This is a genomic window from Acinetobacter sp. 70_2 (assembly GCF_056736115.1).
Genome location: NZ_JBWZIP010000013.1, coordinates 1 through 18,224 on the forward strand (window position 1 = coordinate 1; position 18,224 = coordinate 18,224).

The 18,224-nt window shown below is 38.7% G+C and carries 16 protein-coding genes; 10 read left to right on the forward strand and 6 right to left on the reverse strand.

What is annotated here, in order from left to right; genetic code table 11:
• The first annotated feature begins 524 nt into the window (after positions 1-524).
• The 7 genes from AC1PJ9_RS06050 (at position 525) to AC1PJ9_RS06080 (ending at position 5,491) form a co-directional block, all read left to right on the forward strand.
• Positions 525-1,424 (forward strand): MlaA family lipoprotein, encoded by a 900-nt coding sequence (locus AC1PJ9_RS06050; protein WP_311087087.1) that lies wholly within the window; start codon positions 525-527, stop codon positions 1,422-1,424.
• Positions 1,425-1,539: 115 nt separating this feature from the next.
• Positions 1,540-2,508, forward strand: coding sequence for an RsbU family protein phosphatase GigA (gigA, locus tag AC1PJ9_RS06055; protein WP_263612964.1), 969 nt, complete (start codon positions 1,540-1,542; stop codon positions 2,506-2,508).
• A 102-nt stretch (positions 2,509-2,610) separates the two neighbouring features.
• The gene (gene gigB / locus AC1PJ9_RS06060) at positions 2,611-3,132 is read left to right on the forward strand and encodes an anti-anti-sigma factor GigB (RefSeq protein WP_191106997.1); all 522 of its coding nucleotides are present in this window, start codon (positions 2,611-2,613) and stop codon (positions 3,130-3,132) included.
• A gap of 26 nt (positions 3,133-3,158) precedes the next feature.
• On the forward strand, positions 3,159-3,983 hold the full coding sequence (locus tag AC1PJ9_RS06065; protein WP_191106998.1) for a carbon-nitrogen hydrolase family protein: 825 nt from the start codon (positions 3,159-3,161) through the stop codon (positions 3,981-3,983).
• Positions 3,984-3,997: 14 nt separating this feature from the next.
• Positions 3,998-4,375: a DUF4951 domain-containing protein gene (locus tag AC1PJ9_RS06070; protein WP_077169007.1), complete on the forward strand. Its 378-nt coding sequence runs from the start codon at positions 3,998-4,000 to the stop codon at positions 4,373-4,375.
• Between the two features lie 159 nt (positions 4,376-4,534).
• On the forward strand, positions 4,535-4,972 hold the full coding sequence (locus AC1PJ9_RS06075; RefSeq protein ID WP_311087088.1) for a MarR family winged helix-turn-helix transcriptional regulator: 438 nt from the start codon (positions 4,535-4,537) through the stop codon (positions 4,970-4,972).
• Positions 4,973-5,059: 87 nt separating this feature from the next.
• Positions 5,060-5,491 carry an organic hydroperoxide resistance protein gene (locus AC1PJ9_RS06080; protein ID WP_000051124.1) on the forward strand — a complete coding sequence of 144 codons (432 nt, stop codon included), beginning with the start codon at positions 5,060-5,062 and terminating at the stop codon, positions 5,489-5,491.
• Between the two features lie 55 nt (positions 5,492-5,546).
• Here the strand turns inward: AC1PJ9_RS06080 and gspE are convergent, their stop codons facing one another.
• Positions 5,547-7,037 (reverse strand): type II secretion system ATPase GspE, encoded by a 1,491-nt coding sequence (gspE, locus tag AC1PJ9_RS06085; protein ID WP_311087089.1) that lies wholly within the window; start codon positions 7,035-7,037, stop codon positions 5,547-5,549.
• Between the two features lie 96 nt (positions 7,038-7,133).
• On the opposite strand from gspE, the gene AC1PJ9_RS06090 reads away from it, so the two are divergent.
• Both AC1PJ9_RS06090 and AC1PJ9_RS06095 read left to right on the forward strand, forming a co-directional pair.
• Positions 7,134-7,955 (forward strand): hypothetical protein, encoded by an 822-nt coding sequence (locus tag AC1PJ9_RS06090; protein WP_029423663.1) that lies wholly within the window; start codon positions 7,134-7,136, stop codon positions 7,953-7,955.
• A gap of 9 nt (positions 7,956-7,964) precedes the next feature.
• The gene (locus tag AC1PJ9_RS06095; protein ID WP_263612959.1) at positions 7,965-8,882 is read left to right on the forward strand and encodes a mechanosensitive ion channel family protein; all 918 of its coding nucleotides are present in this window, start codon (positions 7,965-7,967) and stop codon (positions 8,880-8,882) included.
• On the opposite strand, the gene AC1PJ9_RS06100 is transcribed toward AC1PJ9_RS06095, so the two are convergent.
• Positions 8,872-11,676: a DUF2339 domain-containing protein gene (locus AC1PJ9_RS06100; protein ID WP_311087090.1), complete on the reverse strand. Its 2,805-nt coding sequence runs from the start codon at positions 11,674-11,676 to the stop codon at positions 8,872-8,874. The two genes, AC1PJ9_RS06095 and AC1PJ9_RS06100, sit on opposite strands and share 11 nt — an antisense overlap.
• A 154-nt stretch (positions 11,677-11,830) precedes the next feature.
• Here AC1PJ9_RS06100 and polA point away from each other — a divergent pair, with 154 nt between their 5' ends.
• Complete coding sequence (gene polA, locus AC1PJ9_RS06105) at positions 11,831-14,602, forward strand: DNA polymerase I (protein ID WP_311087091.1); 2,772 nt, start codon at positions 11,831-11,833, stop codon at positions 14,600-14,602.
• A 52-nt stretch (positions 14,603-14,654) separates the two neighbouring features.
• Here polA and AC1PJ9_RS06110 read toward each other — a convergent pair whose 3' ends face one another.
• The 4 genes from AC1PJ9_RS06110 to AC1PJ9_RS06125 are packed head-to-tail and all read right to left on the reverse strand — an operon-like array spanning position 14,655 to position 18,215.
• Complete coding sequence (locus AC1PJ9_RS06110) at positions 14,655-15,224, reverse strand: YggT family protein (RefSeq protein ID WP_002054582.1); 570 nt, start codon at positions 15,222-15,224, stop codon at positions 14,655-14,657.
• Between the two features lie 21 nt (positions 15,225-15,245).
• Entirely contained in the window at positions 15,246-16,082 is an 837-nt protein-coding gene (gene proC, locus AC1PJ9_RS06115; RefSeq protein WP_311087197.1) for a pyrroline-5-carboxylate reductase, read from the reverse strand.
• On the reverse strand, positions 16,057-17,457 hold the full coding sequence (gene tilS, locus AC1PJ9_RS06120) for a tRNA lysidine(34) synthetase TilS (protein ID WP_311069606.1): 1,401 nt from the start codon (positions 17,455-17,457) through the stop codon (positions 16,057-16,059). The genes proC and tilS overlap by 26 nt, the downstream gene beginning before the upstream one ends.
• Positions 17,394-18,215 (reverse strand): acetyl-CoA carboxylase carboxyltransferase subunit alpha, encoded by an 822-nt coding sequence (locus tag AC1PJ9_RS06125; protein WP_213688850.1) that lies wholly within the window; start codon positions 18,213-18,215, stop codon positions 17,394-17,396. The genes tilS and AC1PJ9_RS06125 overlap by 64 nt, the downstream gene beginning before the upstream one ends.
• Between the last annotated feature and the right edge of the window lie 9 nt (positions 18,216-18,224).

The following is an 18,224-nucleotide window of genomic DNA, read 5'->3' on the forward strand; positions in this document are numbered from 1 at the left end:
TCAATTACTGACTTAAATTTCGCTCAAATAAACTTCGAGTAATTTAAACCAATCAATCAATGAAAATTATTTCGATTAATCAATCAGTAAAAATCCACACAAGTTGTTCTTCAATTCTCTTAATGATCTTCTTCCTGGTTCGTCACCAGCAAGCTAGGTCGGCTATATTACTCTTAATCTCTTAAAAGTCAACAGGTAATTTCGATATTTTTAAAACTTATTCTCAAAACCAACTTAACATCAAATTCATCACTTAAAGCAACCAACTTAATCTCAAGTAACTGTTTTTCAACAAGTTTCTATCTGCATCACCGCCGATGGATGTGCATTATAGACCATCCCATCCCCTTTGCAAGCCCTTTCTCAAACCTTATCATTCAACCGGTCAATTTTTAGGCTTTTTAGTCATTTTTCTATATTATTTGACCAATTTTACATTGATAATAGCTTATCGCTTTTGTATTAAAATATATCTCTATCCAACTGCATATTGAACAGAGCCTGGCTAGCGGTTAAGGAATTATATGAATTATTCTAATTTACTATTATCGAGCTTATTAACTGTGGGTCTTTATACCTCAGCACACGCTCAAGAAAATCTTACTGAAGAATCTGCCGCTAGTTCGGAAGATGCTACTTCTACAGAGGCTCAGCAGGGCCGCCCCCGTTCACAAATTATTAAAGATTTGAAAGGCCTCAAAGCTAAAGATTTAAAAATCAATGCAAATGCCGCTCAACCAGATACAGTAAAAGACCCATTACAGTCATTAAACCGTCCGATTTATTCTTTTAATGACATGTTAGACCGCAATATTCTTCGCCCCGTTGCAGTTCAATATAATGAGAAAACTCCAGAAGATGTGCGTGGCTCTTATCGCCAGTTCCGCAAAAATCTTGGAGAGCCGTGGAATGCTGTTAACCAGTTAATTCAAGGACGCCCTGGACGTGCAGCAAAGACACTTGGTCGATTTACTGTTAACACATTAACAACTTTAGGTTTAGCTGACCCTGCTAGTCGCTTAGGTCTTCCGCCTGAAGATGAAAGCTTTGGTGTCACTCTTGGTTACTATGGCGTTCCTTCTGGACCATTTTTGATGTTGCCTTTCTTTGGACCAAGCACATTACGTGATGGTATTGGCTTAGCTGTAGATTCTCAGGCTCGTCCACAAAAGTACATTATGGATAACCAAGATGGTCTTTACTGGTCAACCAATGTGTTACAGGCCATTGATACACGTGCTCAATATTTAGATTTGGATCAAACGATACAAGGTGATCAATATGCGATGATTCGCGATTTATATCTCCAACGTAAGGCATTCCAGATTGCTGAGAAAAAAGGTAATTCAGCAGATGTATCTTTCATTGATGATGACGAATCTGAAGATGTTCCAGACGACAGTCATATTAAAACTAAAAAATAATTAAAGAAGAAATCAGGGTATTGTGCTGTTTATATAAAAAGGCAATACCTTGATTTTGATCATACATCCTCTATGATGGATAAAGTGATCTTGTAAAAGGACTACCATATCTTCTATGTATTTTATTAAACCGACCCGCTCTATCCCTTTATTAGAGCAAGCTCTGGATGCATTACCAGACTTACAAGTCATTCACATAGATGATCTCGATTTATATGATCCAACAATTATTGCAATTGCAGATGTACAAGATTTCCTTACTCATAAATGGCGTTTGCCTACAATTGTGATCGCTTTTGAACATGAAGGTAGCGCTTTAGCTCAGGCATGGGAAGCAGGTGCTCTTGCTGGATGGGTATGGAATCAGTTACCTCAAGATTTAAATAAAGCATTAACCAGAATTGATGCTCAATATAAACGTAATCAAGATAGCCGTGACTTACCTTCGGCAGCAGAATTACAAAAACGATTATTACCAAATCCTATTGATTTATTAAATTATGAAGTTGAAACTTTTTTTCAACCTTCCGCTTATCTATCAGGGGACTGGTATGATTATTGGAAATTAAATGATAAAGAAGTTTTATTTTATCTTGCCGATGTATCGGGACACGGTGTCACAAGCAGTTTATTGACTTCATGGATGGCTGCATTTCATGGCCGTTCAAAAACACCGCGACAGTTGATCAAAAAATTAAATGGAATGCTCGTTCAAGAGAATATTGAAAAACATATTACGATCGTGGTCGGTATTTTAAATCTTGAAACGCATAATCTTCGCTGGTCTAGTGCAGGTCACTACCCTCCTCCAATTATTTTTGAACCTAATCAACCTCCAAAAATTTTAACAACTAGTAGCTTTCCTCTGGGCTTAACTGACGAATTGGAAGTTGAAGAACATGTATGTACATTAAATCGTCATGCGCGTTTCATTGTTTGTTCAGATGGAGCACTAGAACCATTTGATGGTGGATTGAATGATCAATTTCAACAATTGGTCCAACATTTGCAAAATCAATCATTCCAAGCCCCTGATCATGTTGCTGATGACATTGCCATCTTTAGTCTTTGTCGAATGAATTAATTTAAAAATCAATCAATTAGAAAATATACGACTTAAGGACTCTTGAGTCTGAGATGGCACTATGTGATAATTTTTCTATCCTTCTCTGAAAATGGCATTTATATGTCAACAGGTCATGTTGAATATGCAAGCTTAAATGGAACGCATATTTTCAAACTTATTGGTGAAGTGCGAGCCCATTCTTGTATAAGTCTAGACAAACTTTTAAACAGAATTGAACAGCAAGAGAATGTTGTTGGTGCAATCGTTGATTTAACCCAAACAACATTTATTGATAGTACTGTATTAGGTATCCTAGCCAAGCTAGGTTTAAAACTTAAACAGACTCATCATATTCAAGCTGTGATGCTATCTACCAATCCAGATATCACAACCTTAGCCAACAGCATGGGGCTAGGGCAGGTTTTTGTCATTCTGAATTATTGTGGTGATCCTAGTGTTTGCACTCTAACGTTAACGGATGAACACATTACTCATAATGCGATGCTAAGAACTGTTCTGGATGCACATAAGACATTGATGAAACTAAATGCAAATAATCAGAATATGTTTGAGCCACTTGTTAAGCAATTGCAGAAAGAACAAGACACGCTTGAACAAGTATCTGATAAGCAAAATGCCTAAATTTTATTGCTAATCTGGATTTGTATATGACTCTTGTTTCAGTTGTTCAAATGAATTCTCAAGATGACATTGAAAGCAACTTTCAAATAATCGAGTCATTGATTCAGCAAAGCAGTGCTCAAAATGCCAGCTTAATTGTTTTCCCCGAAAACTTTGTATGTTTCGCTGCTGGCAAACAGCGTGAAACAGCTGAGCAATTTGAATCAATTCAGCAAAGACTTGAGAAACTTGCGCATCAATATCAAATTTGGATTGTTGCAGGTACTTTACCATGCCCATTCCGTCCAGATGGCTCTATCATACAAGATGGTCGCGTGCGCACAGTAAGCTTATGTATCAGTCCTGAAGGTACAGAAGCGCGCTACGACAAAATACATTTATTCGATGTGCAAGTTGGCGATGCAGTTGGTGGATATCAAGAATCCCGTTTTTTTGAACCTGGAACAGACGTTGTAGTCACATCTACCCCTTTTGGCAATATTGGGCTAATGGTATGTTATGACTTGCGTTTTCCTGAGTTAGCTTTAACTCTCAGACAACAAGGCGCTCATTTATTGACTGCTCCAGCAGCATTTACCTATACAACAGGACAAATGCACTGGCAGCTTTTGTTACAAGCACGTGCAATGGATAGTCAATGTTATGTTCTAGGAGCAGCGCAACAAGGTTGGCATGGAGAAAAACGTCAAACTTGGGGACATGCAGGAGCAACTGATAGCCGTGGACAAGTTTTAAGTATGATTGAATATGAAGGCAATGGTTTAATTACTGTACCTTTTGATTTATCTGCTCAAGAGCTTGTTCGTACATCAATGCCTTTAATGACGCATCGTAAATTAATTCACTATTAAAAGCTTAATTATTCATGTGGAAATACTTATTTAGCATTTTTTGCTTAGGGGCAAATATTCACTGTTATGCAGCTGAGTTTGGAGCAACGAATCATTTTGTTTCCCCAAATTTACAGCTGAAACAAGATGTTCTTCCACCTACTCCAAAAAATATTCCTCTACCTGCTTTTGGTCAGCGGATTATTGGCTGGGGAACGGGTGCAGAAGGCGCAAGGCAACGTTTAGAAAATATTCAACCTGCTGATGTTTCTATGATTAAAAAACAAGGAACAACCTTAGAAATGATTACAGCTTGGCAAGATTTCTATGAACAAGAACAGCAACGTAATGAAAATAACCCAACTGCAAAATATCGTGCTCGTTTAATGAAGAAAATTGCCGATCTCTGGTAACTGTTTCAAGTTCATATTTTAAAGTTATAGAGTAATCTTTCGATTACTCTTTTTTTTGCGTTATCTCATTTTTATCAATAGCTCAGAATTATGAGCATTTAAGAAATCAGACATAAAGCGATATACTATAAAAGCATCTTTTAGTTTTCTGAGGAATATATGGACCAAGACTGTCAAAATTTAAAGCTTGAGAATCAATTATGTTTCCTCATTTACTCAACAAATTTAGCTCTTAATCAACTTTATAGAAAACTTTTGACTCCCTTAGGTATTACCTATCCTCAATATTTGGTGATGTTGGTTTTATGGGAAAAAGATGAGATCACTGTTTCAGAAATTGGCAACAAACTATTTTTAGAATCTTCTACCTTAACTCCTATTTTAAAAAAATTAGAAGCAATGCAACTTGTGAATCGCACTCGATCAAAAGAAGATGAACGCCAAGTGATTATTACACTAAGTGAAAAAGGGAAAAAACTTAAAGAACAAGCCGTAAATATTCCAGCTCATATTTTAGAAGCAAGTTCTTGTGACATAACCACCCTACTTGGTCTGAAAGATCAGCTGACACAACTTCGTACAAATATAGCTAAATAATCACCCATTTTTTTACAATTTTGGCTTGTCAAAATAATTAAGTCGTGTACGATATATTTGCATTCAATTTAATTTAGGAATTATAAGATGTCTTTAGAAAAAGTTGTGTATCGTGCAAAAGCTAAAGCAACTGGTGGCCGTGATGGTCGTGCAACTTCATCAGACGGTGTGTTAGACGTACAACTTGGTGTGCCTAAAGAAATGGGCGGCGCTGGTGGTGCTGTAACTAACCCAGAACAATTATTTGCAGCTGGTTATTCAGCATGCTTTTTGGGTGCTTTAAAATTCGTTGCAAACCGCGATAAATTTAATATTAGCAAAGATGCTTATGTTGAAGGTGAAGTTGGTATTGGTCCAATTCCTACAGGTTTTAGTATTGAAGTAACGTTAAATGTTTACTTAATTGGTATGGACCGTGAAGAAGCTGAGAAGTTAGTTGCTGCAGCTCATATTGTTTGCCCATATTCAAATGCGACTCGCAATAATATTGATGTGACTTTTAATATTGTGACTGAATAAGTTTTGTTATTTCAAAAATGCCCGATTTAACTCGGGCATTTTTATATCTTACAGATTATGCTTCACTTGCTTCATTCGTAACACGCAATACCTCTTCAAGTGTGGTTTTACCTAAAATTACTTTACGTAAGCCATCATCGCGAATAGAACCAGAATACTGACGAGCATGATTTTCTAACTCAAACTCAGCTGCATTGCCATGAATAAGACGGCGCATAGGTTCATCAATAGGTACAATTTCATAAATAGCTGTACGGCCATTAAACCCTAAATGAGAACACTGATCACACCCTTGAGCTTCTGGTATCTTTAAAGTTGGCTCATGTGAAATATGCTGGAAAACCTGCTTTTCAAAAGTATCGGCTTCACGCCATGTCATACAATGTGGACATAAGGTACGAACCAAACGCTGAGCAACGACTCCAATTAAAGAGCTTGATAACAAGAACGGCTCAATTCCCATATCTTTAAGACGAGTCACTGCACCAATAGCAGTGTTGGTATGTAGTGTCGATAAAACCAAATGACCTGTTAACGACGCTTGTACTGCAATTTCAGCAGTTTCTAAATCACGAATCTCACCGACCATGACTACATCTGGGTCTTGACGTAACATTGCCTTTAAAGCACGAGCAAATGTCATATCCACTTTGGTATTAACCTGTGTTTGCCCTATGCCTTCAAGTTGATATTCGATTGGATCTTCGGCAGTTAAGATATTACGGGTATTATCATTTAGATCGGATAAGGCTGCGTATAAGGTGGTCGTTTTCCCCGAACCCGTAGGTCCTGTGACTAAAATAATGCCGTGTGGACGATGTACCAATTGAGTTAAACGTTCATAGTCACTTGCCATTAAACCCAAGTGAGTCATATTAAGACGACCCGCTTGTTTATCAAGCAAACGCATAACTACTCGCTCGCCATGAGACGAAGGCAAAGTTGATACACGTACATCGACTTCACGTCCAGCAAGACGTAAAGAAATACGGCCATCTTGCGGTACACGCTTTTCGGCAATATCAAGTTTTGCCATAACTTTAATACGTGAAACAAGTAACGGAGCCAGTTCACGGCGAGGCTGTACAATCTCGCGTAATTGACCATCTACCCGTAAACGTACAGATAATTTCTTTTCAAAAGCTTCAATATGAATATCTGAAGCGCCTACACGGATTGCTTCTGATAGAAGTGCATTAATCAGACGCACAATAGGCGCGTCATCTTCCTGATCCATTAAATCTTCTGTTTCAGGAACCTGATCGGCCAAGCTCAATAAATCTGGGTGGTCTTCTAAACCTGCCGCAACTTGTTGTGATTCACCTGTGTCCCCCGCATAACTCGTACTTAATAGGCTATTAAACTCTTGTTCAGTACATAACTGATAATGTGCAGGCTTCCCCAAAATTCGTCTTGCTTCCTGCAATGCAATTTTTTCTGTATTTTGACGTCTAACAATAAAAACTTGATCACCGTCATAACGAAATAAAACACCATGACGCTTGGCAAAACTATATGGAACTTGTATTTGTTTCAATATTTGCATCACAATTTATAATGATGAGTAAGATGATTTTGAGTGTACTCTAAGCAGATTACAGCGTGAAGTCTGTTTAACAACTCGGTAGAGGAATTTTACGTCTTGTTTGAAAATAATGAATATCAACCTCACCCCCAGAATTCTTTAAAATGGTGGGGTGAACAGCACTTTGAAATTAACCAATCCAAAGCATGGCAATTCGGTTCAATGCTCTTTCGTTTAACGCGTGGCATAAAAGAATGGCGTATCGAGTATTATCGTCCCACTCTTCAAGATGATAATGAACAAGATTGGCACATCATCCCGGATGCGAATTTCGGTTTCCCACATTCTGTTCAAGTCGAACGTTACATGTTTCGGAAAACTAATCCAAAGTTTTTACTCATGCCTCGTTTAGCAGACCGATCTGTTGTGATTAAACCTGTTGATCCTATTTATATTCCAGCAGGTCAACGTGGGACTCTTTATATTAGTACTCCTCTCTGGATTGCTGGTTTAGTCGAAAGTCAGCATGAGCCTTTATTTGAGATCCCTGTAATTCAGCCTAAAGATACATGGTTTGGCCCAAATGCCCAGCAAGGTGAAATTTGCTATGCAACCTCTGTTGATGGGCGTACCGACTTAAATCTATTAACACCACGCGCATTCCGTGCGGTTACACCGATTGATTTTCACAATACCAGTAATCATCAATTACGCTTTGACCGCATGAATGTACCAGTGACTGCCCTACCGCTATTTTATAGTGAAAGTACGGGACGCTTATGGACCTCACAGATTAAAGTTTATTATGAAGGGTCTGACCGCCCTGCCCGCATTCGTATTGAAAACCGTACGCCTCCTCTTGCAGGTGAAGTAACTTACGTACATCCCCCACGTTCACCTGGTGGAGCACTATTTAATATGTTTGATTCATTTTTCTAAGGGGGTTCTATGGCTGATTCAAATATTCCTAGAGATATCGCTGATAGCCTCAAAAGTATATTTACCAATATTAACACCGAACGTATTAGTGAAATTTTAGTCGGTGTTGTACTGTGTTTTATTGGTTTTGTTCTTGCCCGTATTATTTCAAATACATTTATTAGAACCATTGGCTCACGCTTTAATGCTCATCAACGCCTTGTATGGCGCCGTGGTATTTTCTATTTTATTTTCTTACTCTTCATTATGACGAGTTTAAAAGAGGCAGGATTTAAACTTAGTGTCTTCCTTGGCGCAGCAGGGATTTTAACAGTAGCACTTGGTTTTGCTTCGCAAACATCTGCCAGTAACCTGATTAGTGGTCTATTTTTGATTGGGGAAGGTTCATTTGAAGTCGGTGATACCATTCAAATTACTCTTATTCGTGGCAATACCATCGAAGGTGAAGTCATTTCAATTGATTTACTTTCGGTAAAGTTACTTACGCTCGACAACGTGTATATTCGTTTACCAAACGAACAACTCATTCGTGCGCCTGTACACAACTTATCTAAATATCCGATACGGCGTATTCCAATTACACTCGCAATCAACTTCCATGAAGACATTATTAAAGTACGTGAGGTTTTACTGAATGTCGCATCAAATTATCCACTCGTATTAGATGATCCAAAACCAGCAGTTACGGTTACTGCATTTAGGGAATCATCGATTGAGCTTTTATTTACAATGTGGTGTCGACAAGAAAACTCTTTAAAAGTTCGAGATGAAATGCAAGAACGTATTCGTAATGGATTTTTAGATAACCGAATCGAAATTCCTGTTCCTAAAATGGGCTTGATTGATCGACCATCTAATATTTTTGCTGATGATGATATTGATCAATACAGTAATCAAAAAGAATTAAAACAAGAGCCTAAAGCTTAGGCTCTTGATTCTTCTGTACAGAAGATGACGGTGGTAATGGTGCAAGATAAGCAATAATCAACATTACCCCACCTGCTCCAATAAACGAAATGACTCGAGTTAATGTCGCACTTTGCGATAGATCAAGCAAAATCAGCTTTAATACAACAATCCCTAAAAGTGCAGCTCCGACAAACCAGAGTTGACGAATCATTTTTCGACTAGAGAATGTAGTTAATACAAATGCCAAAATAACCCAGAGTAACGTCAAACTTAACTGGACTATTCCGTTTGTCCAAATTGCAGCACCCCATAGCGGTGTCGCCCAGTAGTGGTGCAAGCCCCGAACGACTACACTACTAAATACCAATAACCCCACTAGAATTGTTGTAATTTTAAAAGTCCACTCCAGTGATTTATCTTGATCAAAATCATGCTGATAAATAATAAAGAGTAGACCTGCAAATACCGCAATTGAAAGAAAATCAGTCAAGTTAATTAAAGGAACAAAATAAAGATACTCAGCAGAATGGCTATCTACACTCACTACAAGCAACCACAGTAAGCTTAAACACCACACTGGAATTTGATGCAACAATGTCGTTTTATGAGACTTATACGCCCAAAACGAATAAACCACAGGAATAAAAGACAAAGCCACAATTGGCATTTGTGGGAAAATAGCCACACCAACTATCGCCAATGATAACCAACTTAAACCAGCCCAGACTTTTAAGTATCCAGATTCACCCGACTGCGGTTGAGCCATAATAAATAAGCCGCTAAGAATAATGGTAGCGACTAGGAAAGTAATTTGCTGTAATGAGTCTACCCATTTAAACAATATAAAGACTTGACTGGTAAAGGCCTCACCCAAAATCAACAACAGTAATAAGCTAATTAAAATTAACTGCAAATTCTGCCATTGCACACGTAATTTATAGTGTACGACTGTGCTAAATATTGCGATTAGCGCTACGGCAAACATCAAATACGGACTCAAAGCATGATGATGCCATACCATTATTTCTACCCCAGCTACAGCGCCCGCATACATCCCTAAACATAAGAAAATGCCACTAAACATGCTTGCGCTAAAATAGCGTTGCTCTTTACTGTTGTATTGCAATAAATAAAAGGCCGAAATAAATTGGGCAATTGCATAAATGCTAGTACTTAGCGTTGGGAACTCTTCATTTGCCCAAACCTGATAAAACAGTGCAAGTGAGCTGAGTAAAACTAAAATCACGCCAATGTATCGGCTTAAACGGTAGCGTTCAGTTACGCCCCACACAATTAAAGCCGTACCTTGTGCAACCCAGCCAATAGCAGTCCAGTGCGCTCCCTTTGCAAGTGGAAAAATTAAGGCGAAAAATGCAACCGAAAGAATAAAAAAGCTTTTTGCAAGAACCGCAAGCTGAGGATGAGTTTTTTTAATCCAGAAAGTTAAGACTGCATAGGTAACAGCCAAAACAGCTGCCCCAAGAGTTAATGCTTGGGTAGACTCATGGATCAAATACGCATGAAGTGTAAAACCTAATACAGGCACACTAAAAATAAGACCAACATCTAAAAGTGGAGGTACACGAATGCTCTCTTGCTTTTTATGTGCTGAAACCCGAGATATATTTTGGCTATAACGAACACTGAGCCAAATAAAGAGTGAGATATGGAGCCATAAAATCCAGTCTAATGTGTCAAATTTTGCTGGCTCAGCATAAAATGCGATTGCACTACCACCAATAAACATTGTTGCAAAGAAAGCAATCTGATTTAGGATTTTCCAAGGCTGAATAAAATTAACCGCAGCAACTGCTAAGTTAATTACCAAATAGTAGCTAAATAGGAAGACTACATCTGGACGATATTGCGGAATAACTAAAGGTGCCGCATAAGCCATACCGAGTGCTAATATTGCTAAATAAATTGCTTGCTGTTTTAAGCTCAGGAATACCGTAATTGCTAATAAAATAGCAAATAAAATACTTGCTGTAGTGATATTGGCAATCACACCAAAATGATGTGAGAACACAAGCGTCAGGAACACAACTGCAAGCCCCACACCCTGCAATGCCACAGCAAAAAGCTGGTTTTTCTTTTGTAAGGTATATCCAAATGCCGTTAACACACCACCAGCAATGGCAATAAAACCAAGTTTTACACCTAAACTTAATTGCCAGTGTTCGCTTGCAAAACGCAGCAAGAGCACCACCCCAACCATAAGCACGGCAACAGCAACTCTTAAAATTGGATTGCCATGAACCATCCAATCGACTGCTGGTTGCCACCATGCGGTTTGTACATAAGCTGGTTGTTCTGTTTGATTTAAAGGTGCCGTTCCCGCTGGGACTAGCATGTCCGTATTATTGGAACTAACTTGTTCCATTACAGGATTTATAACTTCTGTATTTATGGTTTCATCCACATGAACATTTTGCTTTACTGACTCAAGGAACAATAGACGAGTATGAAATGCACTGATGGTTTGAATTAAACATAGCAATAAAACCAGTAAAGCCCCACCAGCAATCCACATCCAATGATTGATATAAGCAACTAATGCAACCAAGGCGGCTGCATAAATTACTGTTCTTTGCATATGAATAGAATAAAGTGGCGTTTTCTGCTGAGAAAACTGTTGTTCTAAATGAATTAAACGTTGGTGCAGATTTGATAAAAACTGAACCAGTATGACAGTCAGCGCAATAGATAAAGCAACAACGGCACTCTGAAATTTAAAACCAATTGAAATGGCTAAAAACAAAGTCAAAGCGATCAAAACGACGATCATTCCCTGTTTGTCTTTTTTATACATGGGCTTAGCAATATGACACCTTTATTACATGTCATCTTACTTCAAGCCAATACAAGCGTATATTTATACATACAAAATACTGCAAAAATCATAAACCTGCATTCATAGCCGTTTTCACGTAAAATACCCCTAATTCAAATTAAGGAATTGTTCAATGCCACCATTTGTCTTGGTTGATGGGTCCTATTTTTTATTTCGTGCATATCATGCATTACCACCATTGACGACCTCTACAGGGTTACATACCAATGCAATACGTGGGGCAATTTCTGCAATTCAAAAACTGATGCGCCGTATGCAGCCAACACATATGGCTGTCATTTTTGATACGCCTGAGCCAACTTTCCGCCATAAGCTTTCACCTATTTATAAAGGTGATCGCCCAACCATGCCTGAAGAGTTATCTCAACAAATTCCATATTTGCATGCATTAATTAAAGCTCAAGGCATTCCTTTATATAGCCTTCCGGGTGCCGAAGCTGATGACATTATCGGCACACTTGCTAAACGTGCCGTACTCGAAGGTCATCATGTACTTATCTCAACGGGAGATAAAGACATGGCTCAGCTCGTCAATGACCATGTAAAACTTGAAGATAGCTTTAAAGATCGTGTCATGGATACCGACGGGGTATTTGAAAAATTTGGTGTTTGGCCAAATCAGATTATCGATTACTTAACCCTTATGGGCGATGCGTCTGATGGCATCATGGGTGTGCCTGGCGTGGGTGCAAAAACAGCAGCCAAGTTACTGACTGAATATGGCACTTTAGACAATATCATTGCTAATGTAGACCAGCTTAAAGGCAAACTTAGCCAAAATATTAAAGATAACTTAGACAATATTAAGCTTGATCACCAATTAGCCAGTATTGTGTGTGATCTTCCTTTAGAACTTGATTGGCATGAATTAAAGCTTACCAATCCAAATGTGGAAGCGCTGCGTAATCTTTATACTGAGCTTGAGTTTAGAAACCAATTACAGTCGCTTGATCATCCAAACAACCCAAATAGTTCAAGCTATAAGCAGCAAGCATCACAGACCGAAGTTCAAAACGAAGTTAAACCTGCTGAATCTATAGAAACCGAAGATCAAGCAAGCTTAACTAGTCAAGATGACCAGCTTGGGACTGCAAATTATCATACTGTTTTAACTCAAGAAGCATGGGATCAGCTCTGGCAACGCATGCAAAATGCCGATCATTTTGCTATTGATACAGAGACTACAAGTCTTGATTACCGTATTGCCGAGATGGTTGGTTTTTCAATCGCGTTTGATGCACAAGATGCATACTATGTGCCTTTAGCGCATAACTATGAAAATGCACCGCAGCAGCTGAATCGTGAACAAGTTCTGGCTCAAATTAAACCTGTGCTAGAAAATGAAGCAGTTAAAAAAATTGGTCATCACCTCAAGTATGATGCACACATTTTTGCAAACCACGGTATAGAACTTAAAGGCTGGTATTTCGATAGCATGCTGGCATCTTATGTACTAAATGCAGCGGCGACTCGTCACGGCATGGATGACGTAGCTCGTGTCTACTTAAGCCACTTAACCACCACTTTTGAACAAATTGCTGGTAAGGGGGCTAAACAAAAGACTTTCAATCAAATTGAGATTGAAGTTGCTGCTCACTATGCAGCAGAAGATGCACATGTGACCTATCGTTTATATGAAGTTCTTTCAAATAAGCTCAAAGCACACCCTGAATTAGAAAATATTTTATACAACATCGAAATGCCGGTTGCTCGCATTTTGTCAGGCATGGAAGAAGATGGTATTCGTCTAGATCATGCATTCCTAGACAAGTTAAGCGTTGAATTTGCAAAAAATATGGAAGGGCTTGAAAATCAAGCGATGGAAATTGCAGATGAAACTTTTAATATTGCTTCACCTAAACAAGTCGGTGAAATACTATTTGATAAATTAGGAATCAAAGGTGGCAAAAAAACTGCAACTGGACAATACAGCACCAGTGAAAGTGTTTTAGAAAAAATTGAACATCCTTTAGCGGAAATTATTCTAGAGCATCGTGGTTTAGCGAAACTTAAAAGTACCTATACTGACCGTTTAGTTGAGCAATCTCATAACGACACGCATCGTGTACATACGAGTTATCATCAAGCACTCACAGCGACAGGCCGCCTCTCCTCTTCTGATCCTAATTTACAAAATATTCCAATTCGTAGACAAATTGGCCGTCAAATTCGTAAAGCATTTATTGCACCAGAAGGCCGAGTACTATTGGCTGCCGATTACTCGCAAATTGAACTTCGTTTAATGGCTCATTTCTCTCAAGATGAAGCATTAGTACATGCGTTCCAACACGGACAAGACGTTCACCGCCGTACTGCTGCTGAAGTATTAGGTATTGCAATTGAAGATGTGACCAATGACCAACGCCGTCAAGCGAAAGCCGTTAACTTTGGCCTACTTTATGGTATGTCTGAGTTTGGTTTGATTCGTCAGTTAGGTTTCACACGTCAAGAGTCTCAAAACTATATTAAGCAATATTTCCAACGTTATCCGGGTATCTATGAATATATGCAACGCACACGTCAAGTTGCATCAGAGCAAGGCTTTGTTGAAACCATTTTAGGCCGTCGTCTATATACCCCAGATATTGATGCGCGAAATGTGATGGTACGTAAGGCTGCTGAACGTGCTGCGATTAATGCCCCTTTACAAGGTAGTGCGGCTGATATTATTAAACTTGCTATGATTGCAGTTGATAAAATCTTGCCAAAAGATCAAGCAAAGCTACTACTTCAGGTACACGATGAATTAGTGTTTGAAGCCGATCAAAACATTGCCGAAGAACTTTCTAAGCAAATCGCAAGTGTCATGGAATCCGTTGTCGAAATTTCCGTGCCTTTAGTCGTTGAAGTTGGACAAGGACAAAACTGGGATGATGCCCATTAATTAGCAGAAATAAAAAAGGGCTGTATTAACAGCCCTTTTTTATTGCGTTAATTTAAAGTCCCGTTAAAAGAACTTTTGCAACTTCATTCATTAAGATCTCAGCAATATAGAGTGCCAAGAAGGCCAAAATCGGAGATAAGTCAATCATTCCCATATTAGGTAGTAAACGACGGAATGGCGCTAATAATGGTTCTGCTAAATCTTGAATCACCTCAATGTAAGGTGAACGAGATTGAGTGAACATAACCACCCAACTTAAAATGATTGTCGCGAAAATTAAATAACGGCAGAAACGAATCAAATCTTGGATCATCGTCACAAATGTCAGAATCACTAAATGAATCGGACTATTTGGCATTGAACCTGAAAGATACATCACACCGAAAATTTTCAGTAAATATAAAATAATTAAAAGAACTAACGCGGCTAAATTAAATCGGCCTTTTGCGACCGTTGGAAAAATACGGCCAAAAATATCAACAATCTTCGTCGCCTTTACTGTCGATAAAACCACAGGATTATAAGGACTTACTGCCGCCAATTGCATTAAGAACCGGAAAAAGACCAATAAAATCGCAACGTTAATTAAAATTCCAAAAATTAGCGCAGAATTTGCACCCATAGTTGTCTTATCCTATTAAAGCTATTTTGCACTGTCACTCAGTTCTTGAGCCAATTCTTGGCTACGTTTCTGTGCAGCAGCTAATGCAGATTGAATATTTTGAGAGATTTGTGCACGATCAAAAACTTCAAGTGCAGCTTGTGTTGTACCATTCGGTGAAGTCACATTTTTACGTAGTTCAGACGGAGTATTTGAACTCGTAATTGCCATTTGAGCCGCACCTAATGCTGTTTGAAGTGTTAAAGCAGTTGCAACTTTTTCATCTAGCCCTAGATTTTTACCTGCGCGAATCATACTTTCCATGAGGTAGAAGAAATAAGCCGGACCTGAACCTGAAACTGCCGTTACCGTATCAATTTGAGCTTCGGAGTTTACCCAAATTGTTAAACCAGTTGCTGCTAAAATTTGACTCGTTAATTCACGGTCTGAAGCACCAACCACATCAGTCGCATAAATACCATGTGCGCCAGTTTGAACTAATGCTGGCGTATTCGGCATAACACGTACAATTCGTTCGCTATCAATAAGATTTGATATTGTCTTAATTTCCGCACCAGCAATAATCGAAATAACCAGTTTATCCGATAATAAGCCTTTCAACGGGCGTAGAACATTTGCTAAAACCTGTGGTTTTACAGCAAGTACTACAACATCTGCATTTTTAATTGCAGCCACATTATCTTGTGTTACATGAACTTCTTTTTCTTGTAATAAATGACGGATTTGTTCAACTGGATCTGAAACGGTAATACGTGTTGGCGGCAAACCTCTCGAAATTAGCCCGCCAATCAACGCTTGGGCCATATTACCACCACCAATAAAACAGATATTACTATTTACTGCACTTGTCATAACCATATTCGCCATTTACCAGATCACAAGAATGAGAAATTAAATCTGGTTGCCATCCTCCTTGCTCACAATACGGAGACTGAGCCAACCAAAATCCTTTCGGTGTAAAAACCCCAAGCATAACATTATCTATGACTAATATTTGAATTGTATGACGAAGCCAAGGCAAAATATGTGCCTCTTGAATTGCTTTTTTTAATGGCCATTGCCCAACACGACCATATAAATGGACTTTTTCACCGCCTTGACGTCGAATTATTTTTAATTCTTTATTTAATAAAGAATGACTTATACCAATTTCTTTAGACACAATATGAAAAAGTCCAGAAGCCCCCTGCCACTTTTCTTCTAATTTAAATGCATGCTCGAGTTCAGCTTCAACCGGATTTAAAGTTTCCGCAAGATAAACCTGTTTACTTAACCTATAGAGTATATTTTGATAACGAACATAGTAAAACTGGTTCCAATGTAAAGCGGCTTGAGCATCTGACTTAGATTCAATAACTTCAGTCTTTAAGCGCTCGACCATTTCAAATGCAGGCCGATATTGCCCATCACCCTTCATCCAAGCGGAAAGTAATTGACGTTGACGGGCAGATGACAAATCTAATAGTTTAATTAAATCTAAGCATTCAGCCGTTCCACAATGCTTTAAATCGGCTTTCAAAACTTCTTCTAAAATTTCAGAAGCATCTTGCATGAGATAACTGGTTCGGCTCAGTGCCTGCTGCATTTTTGGAAATCGTTTTGTTAAAAATGGCCAAAGCTCTTCACGACACCACACACGATCATAATGGGTATCATAGTTCATTGGATCATCAATATACTTAACTTCAAGCTGAGCAGTCCAAAAAGCGATTTGCTCACGTGTTAGATCCAAAAAAGGGCGCCAAATTGTCATGTTTACACGGTAATCAATGGCTTGCATCGCAGCAAGTCCATCTACACCTGTACCTGACAATAAACGTAAAATAACTGTTTCGGCCTGATCTTGCTGATGATGAGCAAGCAATAGAATTTCATTTTGTTGTAAATGTTGCTGATAAGCTTGATAACGTGCTTGACGTGCTTGAGCTTCCAGATTCCCATCAGAAATCTGAACTTTTTGAATAATATAAGGAATATTTAAATTTGTTGACTGACTGGCAACAAATTCCCCCCATTCTGCACTTTGTTTTTGCAGTTGATGATCAATGTAAATTGCTCGGATCTTTTGAGGGAAAATTTGAGCCATTAAATGTAGTAGTAGCATTGAATCCATGCCACCACTACATCCAATAAGAAAAGAACTATTTTCTGAAAACTCTTGAGCCTGCTTTAAGACGTGATGCCTAAATTTTCGCTGCCAAACTTCATTAAACGTTGATAACGTGCTTCGCATCGTTCATTTGCATCCATTGGTAGCAACTCTTCCAAAGCTTGCTTCAAAACCACTTTTAGGTTTTGCATAACACGCTCAGGGTCTAAATGAGCCCCTTCACCTTCATCTACTACATATTCAACAATACCTAGAGATTGTAGTTTATCTGCTGTTAAACCTAAAGCTTCACTCGCTTGAGCTGCTTTTTCAGCAGTCTTCCATAAAATAGAAGCACAACCTTCTGGTGAAATCACAGAATAAATACTATGCGATAACATAATTACTCGGTCTGCAACACCAATACCCAAAGCACCACCAGAACCACCTTCACCGAGTACTGTTGCAACAACAGGAACTTTCAAACTTGAAAGTTGAGCAAGGCTAGTAGCAATTGCTTCAGCTTGACCACGTTCTTCAGCACCAACACCTGGGTATGCACCCATCGTATCAATAAACGTGAACACCGGAAGATTAAAACGCTCAGCCATATCTAATAAACGCTGAGATTTACGGTAACCTTCTGGGTTCGCCATACCAAAGTTATGCTTTAATTTTTCACGGGTACTACGACCACGGTGTTGTCCAATGACCATCACAGGTTGACCGTCAAAACGAGCAAGACCACCTACCATCGCACCATCGTCACCAAACAAACGATCACCATGCAAGGCATCAAACTCTGTAAAGATTTCACCGACATAATCTAGAAACTGCGGACGATCAGGATGACGTGCAATTTGAACCGTTGTCCACGCTTTGGACTGAGTAGCTTTTTTCATAGGTCGAAT